This window comes from Mesorhizobium sp. P3_A9 (genome assembly GCF_056402975.1).
Genome location: NZ_JBFUGJ010000177.1, coordinates 1 through 12,144 on the forward strand (window position 1 = coordinate 1; position 12,144 = coordinate 12,144).

At 62.7% G+C, this 12,144-nt stretch carries 14 protein-coding genes and 1 pseudogene; 10 read left to right on the forward strand and 5 right to left on the reverse strand.

Annotated elements, in window-relative coordinates:
- The 3 genes and pseudogenes from AC1DX0_RS21680 to AC1DX0_RS21690 all read left to right on the forward strand — a co-directional run.
- Positions 1–165 (forward strand): annotated as a pseudogene (locus tag AC1DX0_RS21680) (phosphoribosylaminoimidazolesuccinocarboxamide synthase); the annotation flags it as partial.
- 100 nt (positions 166–265) lie between these two features.
- Positions 266–661, forward strand: a complete 396-nt coding sequence (locus AC1DX0_RS21685; RefSeq protein WP_477356805.1) for an acyl-CoA thioesterase — start codon at positions 266–268, stop codon at positions 659–661.
- A gap of 125 nt (positions 662–786) precedes the next feature.
- Entirely contained in the window at positions 787–990 is a 204-nt protein-coding gene (locus AC1DX0_RS21690) for a hypothetical protein (RefSeq protein WP_477223553.1), read from the forward strand.
- Positions 991–1,158: 168 nt separating this feature from the next.
- Here AC1DX0_RS21690 and AC1DX0_RS21695 read toward each other — a convergent pair whose 3' ends face one another.
- Complete coding sequence (locus AC1DX0_RS21695; RefSeq protein WP_477223552.1) at positions 1,159–1,527, reverse strand: winged helix-turn-helix transcriptional regulator; 369 nt, start codon at positions 1,525–1,527, stop codon at positions 1,159–1,161.
- A 91-nt stretch (positions 1,528–1,618) separates the two neighbouring features.
- Here AC1DX0_RS21695 and AC1DX0_RS21700 point away from each other — a divergent pair, with 91 nt between their 5' ends.
- Both AC1DX0_RS21700 and AC1DX0_RS21705 read left to right on the forward strand, forming a co-directional pair.
- On the forward strand, positions 1,619–2,224 hold the full coding sequence (locus AC1DX0_RS21700; protein ID WP_477223551.1) for an NADPH-dependent FMN reductase: 606 nt from the start codon (positions 1,619–1,621) through the stop codon (positions 2,222–2,224).
- Between the two features lie 1,130 nt (positions 2,225–3,354).
- On the forward strand, positions 3,355–4,509 hold the full coding sequence (locus AC1DX0_RS21705) for a sulfite oxidase (RefSeq protein WP_477223582.1): 1,155 nt from the start codon (positions 3,355–3,357) through the stop codon (positions 4,507–4,509).
- A gap of 42 nt (positions 4,510–4,551) precedes the next feature.
- On the opposite strand, the gene AC1DX0_RS21710 is transcribed toward AC1DX0_RS21705, so the two are convergent.
- Together AC1DX0_RS21710 and AC1DX0_RS21715 are read right to left on the reverse strand one after the other, a co-directional pair.
- Positions 4,552–5,361, reverse strand: a complete 810-nt coding sequence (locus AC1DX0_RS21710) for an MBL fold metallo-hydrolase (RefSeq protein ID WP_477356807.1) — start codon at positions 5,359–5,361, stop codon at positions 4,552–4,554.
- Between the two features lie 70 nt (positions 5,362–5,431).
- The gene (locus tag AC1DX0_RS21715; RefSeq protein WP_477223550.1) at positions 5,432–5,902 is read right to left on the reverse strand and encodes a winged helix-turn-helix transcriptional regulator; all 471 of its coding nucleotides are present in this window, start codon (positions 5,900–5,902) and stop codon (positions 5,432–5,434) included.
- Between the two features lie 35 nt (positions 5,903–5,937).
- On the opposite strand from AC1DX0_RS21715, the gene AC1DX0_RS21720 reads away from it, so the two are divergent.
- The gene (locus AC1DX0_RS21720; protein WP_477223549.1) at positions 5,938–6,918 is read left to right on the forward strand and encodes a quinone oxidoreductase family protein; all 981 of its coding nucleotides are present in this window, start codon (positions 5,938–5,940) and stop codon (positions 6,916–6,918) included.
- A gap of 5 nt (positions 6,919–6,923) precedes the next feature.
- Here AC1DX0_RS21720 and AC1DX0_RS21725 read toward each other — a convergent pair whose 3' ends face one another.
- A complete protein-coding gene (locus tag AC1DX0_RS21725; protein ID WP_477223548.1) occupies positions 6,924–7,604 on the reverse strand; it encodes a TetR/AcrR family transcriptional regulator in 681 nt (226 codons plus the stop codon).
- A gap of 195 nt (positions 7,605–7,799) precedes the next feature.
- On the opposite strand from AC1DX0_RS21725, the gene AC1DX0_RS21730 reads away from it, so the two are divergent.
- The 4 genes from AC1DX0_RS21730 to AC1DX0_RS21745 all read left to right on the forward strand — a co-directional run bounded on the left by AC1DX0_RS21730 (position 7,800) and on the right by AC1DX0_RS21745 (position 11,673).
- Positions 7,800–8,264 (forward strand): RidA family protein, encoded by a 465-nt coding sequence (locus tag AC1DX0_RS21730; RefSeq protein ID WP_477223547.1) that lies wholly within the window; start codon positions 7,800–7,802, stop codon positions 8,262–8,264.
- Between the two features lie 190 nt (positions 8,265–8,454).
- The gene (locus tag AC1DX0_RS21735; protein ID WP_477356809.1) at positions 8,455–9,009 is read left to right on the forward strand and encodes a winged helix-turn-helix transcriptional regulator; all 555 of its coding nucleotides are present in this window, start codon (positions 8,455–8,457) and stop codon (positions 9,007–9,009) included.
- Positions 9,006–10,109 carry an HlyD family secretion protein gene (locus AC1DX0_RS21740; RefSeq protein ID WP_477223545.1) on the forward strand — a complete coding sequence of 368 codons (1,104 nt, stop codon included), beginning with the start codon at positions 9,006–9,008 and terminating at the stop codon, positions 10,107–10,109. Before AC1DX0_RS21735 ends, AC1DX0_RS21740 begins: the two co-directional genes overlap by 4 nt.
- Positions 10,110–10,116: 7 nt before the next feature.
- Positions 10,117–11,673 (forward strand): DHA2 family efflux MFS transporter permease subunit, encoded by a 1,557-nt coding sequence (locus AC1DX0_RS21745; RefSeq protein ID WP_477223544.1) that lies wholly within the window; start codon positions 10,117–10,119, stop codon positions 11,671–11,673.
- A gap of 8 nt (positions 11,674–11,681) precedes the next feature.
- Here the strand turns inward: AC1DX0_RS21745 and AC1DX0_RS21750 are convergent.
- The coding region (locus AC1DX0_RS21750; protein ID WP_477356811.1) for an RNA polymerase sigma factor at positions 11,682–12,144 on the reverse strand (463 nt) is incomplete at its 5' end.

The window sequence follows — 12,144 nt, forward strand, 5'->3', positions numbered from 1 at the left end:
CCCTACAAGGATCCGATCCCCAGGATTCCGGACGAGATCGTCGAGCAGGCCTCGCGCATCTATGCCCAGGCTTACGAGGCGATCACGGGCAAGGCATTCGTTCCCGACGTTTCCGGGGATACCGTTCTCGATCGCATCCGCTCGAACCTCGCGCGCTACTTCTAGCGGCAAGGCGAAGCTTTGCCGCGTTGACGCGTCCGCGCCGTGACGCTACGGGATCGAGGGCAATCGATCTCAAGCCGCCGACCTCAGGGGATTTTCTCGCATGGTGCAGTACGCGGAAGGACGGCCGATCGGAGACCTGACGCTGCGCACGCTGGCCATGCCTTCGGACGCCAATGCCGCCGGCGACATTTTCGGCGGCTGGGTGATGGCGCAGATGGACCTTGCCTGCGGCATCCGCGCCGCCGAGCGCGCCAGGGGCCGCGTGGTGACGGCCGCGGTCAAGGAGATGTCCTTCGCCAAGCCGATGAAGATCGGCGACACGCTGTGCATCTACACCCATGTCGAACGCGTCGGCCGCACCTCGATGACGCTCAAGGTCGAGGCCTGGGCGCAGCGCTATCTCTCCGACCTGATGGAAAAGGTCRCCCACGCCGATTTCGTCATGGTGGCGCTGGATGGCGAGGGCAAGCCGAAGGCCGTTCCGGCCGAGGGTTGACGAAAACCCGTTCTGCCGTTCTCCCAATATGGGACAATTGTTACACCGCTGATGCGAGCGATGCGTTTCGCGACATCCAGTGGTTGCCCTCACGCCCGATTGTGCCGGCGTTGGAGGGGGAGACAATGCGTCAACACATACTGAACAGCTGGCTGGTGGCAGCCCTTGTCGCAGTGGTTTGCCTGCTCGGCGTGACTGCCTATGCCGAAGTCAAAAACGACCTTCCGAACACCACTTGCCTGCAAGGCAACAAGGGCGCCCGCCAGCCGGCCGCGACATGCGCGCCCTGCAGCCCGGCGCCTTGCGGGAGCCCGGCGCCGAAAAGCTGAAGGACTGCCTTTGGTCTGCGAGTGTCGTGGTCAAATCAGCGCGTGCGTGGTCGTCCTCGAGCGCAATAAGACAAAGTTGCCAGGCTACGTTTTAAGAGCCACAAATTCCCTGCCGTCAGCCAATTTCGCTCAACCGCGAAACTCCTGACACCTTGCAGCGCAAAGGTTTCAGGCGTGCATGCCGTCAAATTTCTCGCGTGCCGCCTTGACGCGCGTGGTGTTCTTGCGCGCCCATTCGCCGAGTGCGCCGACCGGTATCAGCAACTCATGTCCGAGTTCGGTCAGCTCGTAATCGACGCGCGGCGGGATGGTTGGAAACACGGTGCGGGTGACGAAGCCGTCGCGTTCCAGCCCKCGCAARGTGGTGGTCAGCATCTTCTGCGARATGCCGCCGACRGCGGCGCGCAGCTCGTTGAAACGCAGCGGTCCGTCGCCAAGCTTCCCGACCACAAGCACGGTCCATTTATCGCCGACGCGCTGCAGGATTTCCGAAATGGCGCGGCAGTCTTCGGTGCGGTGCGGGTGCCTCGGTAACAAAAAAGTGCCTCCTTGCGTCGGCGGATCGCGGTATCTCATATAGCGCCGGTATCCAAATGATACCAGCTTTTTACTGGAATGGAGAGCCCCCATGTCAAAGCCGAAAATCGCCATCATCGTCGGTTCGACGCGCGCCGCGCGCTTCGCCGATGTGCCCACCCAATGGATTGCCAAGATCGCCAAGTCGCATGCCGACATCGAAGTCGAGGTCGTCGACCTGCGTGATTTCCCGCTGCCCTTCTTCGACGAGGTTGCGTCCTCCGCCTGGGTACCGTCGACCAACGAAGTGGCGCAGCGCTGGCAGAAAAAGGTCGCCGAGTTCGACGGCTTCATCTTCACCGCGGCTGAATACAATCACGGCCCGACGGCCGTGCTGAAGAACGCCATCGACTACGCCGCCAACGAATGGAACAAGAAGCCGGCCGGCTTCGTCGGTTATGGCAGCGTCGGCGGTGCCCGCGCCGTGGAGCAGCTCCGCCTCCATGCCGTCGAGTTGCAGATGGCGCCGGTCAAGTCGGCCGTCCATATCGCCTGGGGCGACTTCCTCGCCGTTCGCCAGGGCGAGAAGAAGCTTGAGGATCTCGAGCATCTGAACCAGGCCGCCACGGCGCTGGTCAACGACGTCGCCTGGTGGGCCAAGGCGCTGAAGAAGGCCCGCGATGCCGACGTGGTGGACGAGGAAATCAAGGCGGCCTGATCGCCTTTTGAGATTATCCTCCCAAGGGATATGGGGCGGCGCATGCGCCGCCCTTTTCAATTGTGTGAAACCGCTTGTGGCCGGTAGCCCAGCAGCCGCTACCAATCCGGATTGTCATGGAGCCAGTATGCTTCAAAACAGCCGAATTGGGGCGGGAGAGCCAGTCGCCGTTTGGCGTCAAATGCCATCTGCGAGAGAGACCAAGATGAATTGTTCTTTGTCGCATTGGGCACAATTGTGTACCCTTCTTGCACCAACGTCAGTCTCGTTTCCTCGAAGTGCCTTCTGAAGCCGCTCTCGATTTGGCTTCTGAGATACCGTCGTCCTTGCAGGCATTCTTGCTTCAGAATGTCGGAATACAGCCGGGCACTGGCCGTTCTCACTGCTTCTTCGGCAATCGGCTTGTAAGGTTGCTTGTCCTTGGACCAGCATCGTCCTGCCGACGCCACCAGCATCGCGGCCAACAGGCCTGTCAGGAGCCTCCGCACGCTTGTCCGTCCTCCGGTACCGTGCTGCCTTCAATGTACGGTTAGTCCAATCAGCCGGCGGGCTTGTAAACGCTGGCAGCCCTATTGGCAGCCGCGAGCACGGCCGTTCCGCTAGGGCTATGCCCATCCCAGCGGCCTGGTCCGGCACCTCAGCATTGATAACGATGTCATAGGCGCCGCGAGTAAAGGACCGCCTGCCGGATCAATATGCGCCTAGGCTAAAATAATGGCAATCCCGCACGGGCTGATCCATACGCCCGAGACCAGCCCCGAACGCCTATGGGCAAGACCAAGGACGGGCGGTGAGAGGCTTTGGTGCCCCCTAGCTAGACCGGACATCATCGGAGCGAACGCGTCGCGCCAGAAGCGGGTCGCGAGCTGCGACGGGACGGAAATCGGCCGCAAGGTCAACATATCCCGTCCAAGTTGTGGACACATCCTTTTTCAGGGCGCACTCTTCAAGCACGAAACCCAAGCTAGAGTTTCGTCCAGTGCCTTACATGCTTGAGACGCGTCGCTGACCGCATGACCCATCCGGATATTTCCGGGTGGCAGTCGTTCCTTTGTGCGCCTGTCCGAGATCAGGCTACGGCCCAAATAGCACGCTGCAGCCCGTTCCGGACCAACTGGGAGGGAAACAGCATGCCTCATCTTCAACGCAGAGAACTTATCCAGGGAAGCGTGGCCGTTGCCGCAATCGCGGCTCTCCATGCTTCGCGTGCTTACGCTTTTCCGACACGGCCCGGCGAGAAAGTCGTCGAATGGCTCGACAAGCTACCGCCGAACCCTGTTCCGGAGGTCATCAAGAACCAGCTCGCCTGGGAGGATCTCGATTCCTGGGTAACGCCCAACGACAAATTCTTTTCAATCGCGCACTTCAACCGACCCGTCATCGACGAAAGCACGTGGAAGCTCGAAATCCATGGCATGGTCAAAAAGCCGATGGCCCTGACGCTTGCCGACATCAAGGCCCGTCCGCGCCAAGAGGTTACGTTCACGATTGAATGCTCGGGCAACACTGGCCTTCCGTTTTTCAACGGCGGCATCGGCAATGCGCGCTGGGCGGGCACACCGCTCGCACCGATCCTGAAGGAAGCCGGGGTCCTCGACAGCGGCATCGAGGTTGTCTTCTGGGGTGCCGACGAAGGCGAGATCAAGCGGGCCGACGACGTCAAGTTCAAGCAAAATTTCGCTCGCAGCATGTCGCTTGCCGAAGCCATGGATCCAAAAAACATCCTTTGCTACGAGATGAACGGCGCTCCCTTGCCGCCCGACAACGGTTTCCCGCTGCGGCTGGTGGCGCCGGGCTGGTACGGGGTCGCCAACGCGAAATGGCTCAAGCGCATCGACGTGCGCGACCAGCGCTTCGAGAACCGGTTCATGGGACGCGACTACGTCACGCTCCGTGAGGAAGACCACAACGGCGAGACCGTATGGGTGGAAACCTCCGTCGGACGGGCGCGCCTCAAATCGGCACCGGCCCGGGTCACTCAGGTCGGCAGCAACTACTGCATCGTCGGAGCCGCCTGGGGCGCGCCGGTCGACCGGGTCGAGGTGAAGATCGACGATGGGCCGTGGTTGCCGGCGACCATCGACCATACAGAGGAGGCGGAGTTTGCCTGGAAGATGTGGTCTCTCGACTGGCCCAAGCCTTCTGCCGGAGAGCACACCGTCACCTCGCGCGCGATCGATACGAGCGGCAATATCCAGCCGGCGATGAGTGATCCGTGGATCGCCAAAAAACACACCTACTGGGAGAGCAACGGACACGTGACACGCCGCATTCAGATCGGTTGACGGTAGCGCCGGTCGGGGCGGCGCTTGCGCCGCCCTTTCTCGTTATAGCGGCTCAAATCGAAAGCTGCCGCCGGACCTGATAACACGGCCAATGCCGGGCGAGTCCAGATGCGCGCCGGCAACGAAATGATTGTCGTCCGCCGCAAGCGCCAGCAGCCGCAACCGGCTTTGGTGCGCCTGGTCCTGATCCGTGTCGAATTCCCATGTCACCTCAGGCCGGTCGAACTGAAGCGATGGGCAGTGAACGGTATCGCCCCAGATCAAAATGCGTTCGCTGCCGCTCGAAACGCGAAAGCAGCTGTGACCCACTTCATGGCCATGAGCGCCGATAATGTCGACATGTGCCCCGAAATGGTCTCCGGCTTCGAATGGCTCCGCCATGCCGTGAAACCGCTCGAGCCGCGCTTCGGCGCGAAAAAGGCCGAGTTCTTCGCTGGGAACGAGCAGGCGCGCCAGGCGCGGGAAAGCGTCCCGGCCGTCGGCAAGCACAAGGCCATGAATGTGGTCGAGATGCGTATGGGTGAAGCAGACCGAGTGGATTCGTCCGACATCGATGCCGGCTTCGTCCAGCGCCTGGGGAAGCCGGCCCATGGTGGGGTGCCAGGCATTCGAGGAGCCGGTATCGATCAGCGTTATCTCATTCCCATCGTCAATCGCAAAGGCGTTGACGGAGAGCCTGAGTTGACCGCCAAACAGCGGGACTTGTGCCGGCAAATCATCGCCAAAAGGCTTGTCGCCGTTTTGCCGAAGCCGCCTGACCGGCATGTCGACATAGCCATCGCGCAAGGCGGTGATGCGTAGGTCACCAAGAGTGTAGGTCTGATAGAGTTCACCCGAAGCTTTGCGGTGCATTTGCCGATCCGTTTTTTTAGACAGTCTGAGACGGACAGCCGGCGTCGGCAACCCGCCCTGTCAATTCGATCTAAGCCAATTGTGCGTGCTGTGCCTGCCGTGGCCGGATGATGCAGTCGGCGAGACGATGCTTCTCGTCCAGTTCATCGGCGTGGTGCTGGCCCCATTGGCAGAGCGCCAGCAGGATCGGCTCGAGGCTGAGGCCGAGGCTGGTCGCCGAATATTCGACGCGCGCCGGCACTTCTGCGAAGATCTCGCGGCTGACAAGGCCGTGCTCTTCCATCTCGCGCAGCTGCTGGATCAGCACTTTCTGAGTGATGCCCGGAACCATTGCCTTGAGCGTCGTCAGCCGCCGGGGACCATCGAACAGATGGTACAGGATGACCGCCTTCCAGCGCCCGGCGATCACCTTGAGCGCACGTTCCGCCGGCAGCATCGGCAGCCTCTTGATCGGCATTTTCCTGGCAGGACCGGCCATGGTCACCTCGTGGTCAGCAGGGGACAAATGAGTGTGTAGTCGAGGCCTCGCAGATAGTGGCAAAGCACGGCTGATGCCAGTGCGATCGGAGTTTGCCAATGAAAGCCGTTCAATTCAGCCGCTTCGGCGGCCCCGAGGTTCTTGAGGTCGTCAACGTGCCGGCGCCCGTGCCGCAGGCCGGCGAGGTGCTGATCCGCGTCCGCGCTGCCGGCATCAACTTCTTCGAGGTGCTGATGCGCGCGGACCGTTATGCAGTGACGCCACAGCTGCCGATGTTCCCCGGCGTGGAAGTGGCGGGCGTCGTCGAAGCCGTCGGCCAAGGGGTGGATGCGGCGCTGCTGGGGAGACGTGTCGCGGCACCGCTGTTTGCCTCGCAGCGTCCTCATGGTGGCTATTCCGAGCAGGTGACGATATCAGCCGATCTCGCCGTGCCGTTGCCGGATGAAATCTTATTCGAAGAGGCGACGGCGCTGATGGTGCAGGGGCTGACAGCGCTGCATCTGCTGCGCCAGAGCCCGTGTGAGGGCCGGACGGTGCTGGTGCCGGCCGCGGCCGGTGGTGTCGGATCGCTGCTTATCCAGCTTACGAAGTTAAAGGGCACGGCCAAGGTGATCGCGGCTGCCGGCGGTAAGGCCAAGCTCGATCTTGCCCTGTCCTTCGGCGCCGATGCGGCCGTCGATTACACCAACCCGGATTGGCCCGCCCGCGTCCGCGACGTCACGGACGGCGCCGGTGTCGACATCATCTACGACACGGTCGGCGGCGCTTTGACGGGGGCATCGCTGCAGGCTCTTGCGTCCGGCGGCGAGCTGGTGTTTGCGGCGCTCGGCCGCTATGGGCTCGCGGCTTCCGATCTGGAAGCCATGATCGGCCGCAACCAGTCGCTCAGAGGGTTCGCGCTGCTGCCGCTGCTTTCCCCTGACGTGCTGAAAACCAGCCTGTCGGAGCTGTTCCAGCTGGCGGCGAGCGGCCGGCTGCGGGTCGCGATCGGCGGCCGGTTTCCGCTCGACCAGGCAGGCGAGGCGCACCGGCTGCTCGACGAGCGCCGCTCGACCGGTAAGGTCGTGCTGATGCCTTGACGGCGCTACCTCCGAGAGAGGCCATCGAGCAGGAAGTCGAGGCCTTTGCGGAAGGTGCCATCCCAATCATTGTCCAACAGCAGGCGAGAGCGTTCGATGGTCGGGTAGCGTTCGCTGGCCAGGCGCTGCTGCGCGGCGGCCCTGTCGTCGTCCGAGAGATCGAAGCTCGCGCGGGTGATGGTGGCGCCCATCACATAGTTCCAGAGCGACCATATAGCGGCGTTCACATCCGCGTCCGCGACACCGGCCCGGGACAAGGTCTTGCTCATGAATTCAAGGCGGCCGAGGACGTTCGGACCGAGCGCCCGGCGCGGCAACAAGGATGCCGACCAGGGATGGCGCAGCATGCCGGCGCGCCAGTCTTCAAGCATATGAACGATTTCCGCGCGCCAGTTTTGAGGCTCGATCATTTCAGGCGGTCCGCGATAGTCGAGCACCGCATCGAGCGCCAGATCAAAGACATCTTCCTTGCTGTCGACGTGCCAATACAGGCTCATCACGCCTGAGCCGAGGCGGTCGGCCAGCCGGCGCATGGTCAATCCGTCGAGCCCTTGAGCGTCCAAAAGGTCGACCGCAGTCGCCACGATACGCTCGCGCGACAGAGGCGGTTCACCTGATGGCTCCTGCACCGGCTGGCTTATCCGTTGAGACCGTTTGCTACGAGCGCCGCTGCGCTTGGCTGCCATCCCGTCTTCCTCGCTGGTAGGAACCTCAGTTTTGGCAGGCACCGTCAGGAATGTCGATCCTGAACGGTTGACTCGTACGACGTACTATAGGATGACTCGTGCACCGTATAGTACGTTGTACTAGAAGTAGGATTAAAGCTCAATCATGCCGGCTTCGAGGACGTCGCTGGCAGGCCGCGAAGCCCGAGAGAAATCATGTCACGCGCAATCAAGCATCTGCTTATCGGAGGACTAATCATCATGACCACTGCGGCAACAGCCAATGAATTGACCATCGTCAACCCTCGGACCCTCTACGACCCGTCGCCGAACGGTTACAGCACGGCGGTGGTCACGCCGCCGGGAGCCCGGGTGGCCTATATTTCCGGGCAGGGCGGCCAGGACAGTACGGGAGGCTTGTCGCCCGACTTCGCCGTCCAGGTGAAACAGGCCTATGCGAATTTGCGCTCAGCACTCGAGGGGATCGGCGCRAAACCCGATCAGGTCGCCAAGCTCACGGTCTTCGTCGTCGACCACGACATGTCCAAGCTCGAAGTGCTGACCAGCAACGTCAAGGAGATGTTCGGCGAGGCGCTGCCGGCGCAGACACTGGTGCCGGTTCCCAAGCTTGCCATCGACCCGATGCTGTTCGAGGTGGAAGCCGTGGTGGTGCTTGACTAGCGGGCGCCAGCGAAGCTCTGCAACGGAAGACCGCTTGTGGCATATGGGCCGGCTTTGGTGCCGGCCCGCATCGCTTGGGCTCTATATCATATCTTCAAATCCGCACTCGATCCACGATCACACTCGAGTGACTTGCATAATGCAACCAACATGGCTATGAGTCACTTTCATTTTGAAAGAGACTCCGATCATGGTTGCCAAAACAAGCTTCGAAACACGCCCGTGCCCCATCGCGCGCAGCCTCGACGATGTCGGCGAGTGGTGGAGCATCCTGTTGCTGCGGGACGCATTCCAGGGGCTGACGCGCTTCGACCAGTTTCAAAAGAGCCTGGAGATCGCGCCCAACATTCTGACGCGGCRGCTGAACAGTCTGGTCGAGCGCGGCCTTTTTGAAAAGCGCGCCTACTGCGAGCGGCCGCTTCGTCATGAATATGTGCTGACCGCCAAGGCGCGCGATTTCCGCCCGGTGCTGCTTTCCCTGCTCGCCTGGGGCAACAAGCATCTCGCCCCCGAAGGCCCGAGCCTGGTGGTGGTGGACAAGGCTGACGGGCGTTGGGCCGAGCCGGTGCTGGTCGATCGCCAGACCGGCAAGGAGCTCGACAGCGAAGGCTTCACCATGGCGACGGCACCCAAGGCCACCGACCGCATGCGGCAGCGCTATCGCTTCAGCAGCGAAGGCTCAGGCTTTCCGCTCGTCGACAACACCGTGATCGAGCACAGGTCGAATGAGGCGCGGGGCCAATGAACAAGGTTCTTTCCGCTGCCGAGTTGCAGCCGGCGCAGCCTTCGGTCGTTCAGATTCCCGCGCCCGTTAAAAAGCGCCGCAAGCCGTTCGTCTTGCTGGGCGCCGCGATCGCGATCGGCATTGCCGGCTGGTATGGCTCTCAGTGGTGGCAGGCCGGCCGCTTCCTCGTCTCGACCGACGATGCCTATGTCGGCGGCAACGTCACGCCGCTGGCGCCACGCGTCGCCGGGCATATCGACCAGATCCTCGTCGAGGACAACCAGCATGTCGCCGCCGGCCAGCTGATCATCCGCATCGACGACCGGCCGTTCAAGGCGGCGGTGGAGCGTGCGCAGGCTTCCGTCCAGCAGCAGCAGTCGGCGCTCGACAATCTTCACGCCCAGGTCTCGCTGCAGAATTCGCTGATCGAACAGGCCGGGGCCGATCTCGATGCCAAGAGCGCTGCCGCCACTTTCACCACGCAGGACGCTCAACGCTACGCGGTGCTGGCCAGCACCAAGGCCGGTACGCAACAGGATGCGCAGAGAAGTCTTGCCGCCGATAGCCAGGCCAAGGCATCTGTCGCCGCCTCCCGCGCCGGGCTTGCCGCGGCGAGGCAACAGCTCGATGTGCTCAACACGCAGATCGCGGAAGCCACCGCCGCGGTTTTGGCCGCCAAGGCCGATCTCGACATGGCTGAGCTTGAGCTCGGCTTCACGCAGATCCGCGCTCCGATCGACGGCCTCGTCGGCAACCGGCTGGCGCAGGTCGGCACTTATGTCTCGCCGGGCAGCTATCTCTTGACGATCGTTCCGGAGAGCGGGCTGTGGGTCGACGCCAATTTCAAGGAGGATCAACTGCGCAGCATGGCCGATGGCCAGGCGGCGACGGTCTATAGCGACATCGCGCCCGACCAGCCGCTCAAGGGCCATGTCACCAGCCTCGGACCGGCAACAGGGGCGATCTTCAGCGTCATCCCGGCACAGAACGCCACCGGCAATTTCACCAAGATCGTCCAGCGCGTTCCTGTCCGCATCACCATCGACCCGGATCAGGCGCGCAAGGTCGCGCTGCGGCCGGGCCTCTCCACCGTCGTGACCGTCGATACCGCGTCGCGCTGAGGACGCCATGTTAGAGCGCCCGCAATCCTTCTTCGTCAGCATTCTGCCGTTCATGGTGATGTGCGTGGGGATGTTCATCGCGCTGCTCGACATCCAGATCGTCGCCTCCTCGCTGCAGGACATTGGCGGCGGCCTGTCGGCGGCACAAGACCAGATCGGCTGGGTGCAGACGTCTTATCTGGTGGCCGAAATCATCGTCATCCCGCTGTCGGGCTGGCTCACCCGGGTGTTTTCGACACGCTGGCTGTTCACCTTCTCGGCGGCCGGCTTCACGCTGGCCAGCATGCTGTGCGGCTTCGCCTGGAGCATCGAAAGCATGATCGTGTTCCGCGCGCTGCAAGGGCTGCTCGGCGCGTCGATGATCCCAACCGTCTTCACCTCGTCGTTCCACTATTTCCAGGGACCGAGGCGGGTCTATGCGGCGGCTGTGGTCGGCAGCATCGCTTCGATCGCGCCGACGCTCGGCCCCGTCATCGGCGGCTGGATCACCGATACGCTGAGCTGGCATTGGCTGTTCTATGTCAACGTCGTTCCCGGCACCATCATCACCATCCTCGTCGCGGCTCTGGTCAAGATCGACAAAGCCGATCCGTCGCTGCTGAAGGGCGCCGACTATACCGGCATGGTTCTGATGGCCGTCAGTCTCGGCACGGCGGAGTACGTTCTGGAGGAGGGTACGCGCTGGAACTGGTTCGACGATGCAACGATCCGCAACGGCGCCATCGTTGCCAGCGTTACCATGGTTCTGTTCATCATCCGCAGCCTGACCTATGCGCAGCCGGTGGTCGATTTCCGCGCCTTCGGCAACCGCAATTTCGCCATTGGTTGCTTTCTCTCCTTCGTCACCGGCATCGGCATCTTCGCCACGATTTATCTGACGCCGCTGTTCCTCGGCTATGTCAGGGGCTACGACGCCTTCCAGACCGGCGTGGCGGTGTTTTCCACCGGCGTCGCCTCGATGGTCGGCGTGCCCGTCTACATCTTTCTCGCCAAGCGCTTCGACACGCGCTGGCTGATGATGTTCGGCCTGGCATCCTTCGGCGCGTCGATGTGGAGTTTTAGCGCCATCACCAGCCAGTGGGGTGCGGCCGAGCTCCTGATCCCGCAACTGTTCCGCGGCTTCCCGCAGGTCTTTGCGGTGGCGCCGAGCGTCAATCTCGGCCTCGGCAGCCTGCCGCCCGAACGGCTGAAATATGCCAGCGGCCTGTTCAACACGATGCGCAATCTCGGCGGCGCGGTCGGCATCGCCATTTGCGGCGCGATCCTGAACGACCGCACCAACTTCCATTTCTTGACGATTGCCTCGCACCTGACGCCTCAGAACGAGGCCGCCATGCGGCTCGTCGACAATGTCGCGCTTCGCTATGGGCAACTGCCCGGCGCGGTCGCGGATGGTCATACCGCCTCATTGAAGCAGTTGTGGGCGCTGGCCTATCGCGAAGCGTCGACCATGGCTTATGCCGATGCGTTCCTGGTGATCATGGCCGCCTTCGTCATCGCCACCGCTATGGTGCCGTTCCTGCGCAATGTCGCACCGAAGGCGCCACCACCGGACGCTCACTGAGACCGACGTTATCGGCGGGTGATCTGGTCACCCGCGCGGGCGAGCAGCAGGGCGCGCTCCCTGTCATTGCCGGTCAATCCGGCGGCCTGGCGGAACGCGGCGCGGGCTTCCACTGGTCGCCCCAATTTCTCCAGAAGATCGCCGCGCACCGTGGGTAAGAGATGCGAGTCCTTCAGGCGCGGTTCGTCCTTCAGCGCTTCGACGATGGCGAGGCCCTGCGCCGGTCCAAAGGCCATGCCGACGGCCACCGCCCGGTTGATTTCGACGATGGGCGACGGGGCCGCCAAGGCCAGGGCCTGATAATAGGCCGATATCGCGATCCAGTCGGTGTCGGCGGCTGTTGCCGCGCGGCTATGGCAGGCGGCGATCATCGCCTGCAGGAGATAGGGACCGGGTGTCGATGTCAGGGTCATGGCGCGGTTCAGGCCGTCGAGGCCGCGCCGGATGAGCGACCAGTTCCAGCGGCCGCGG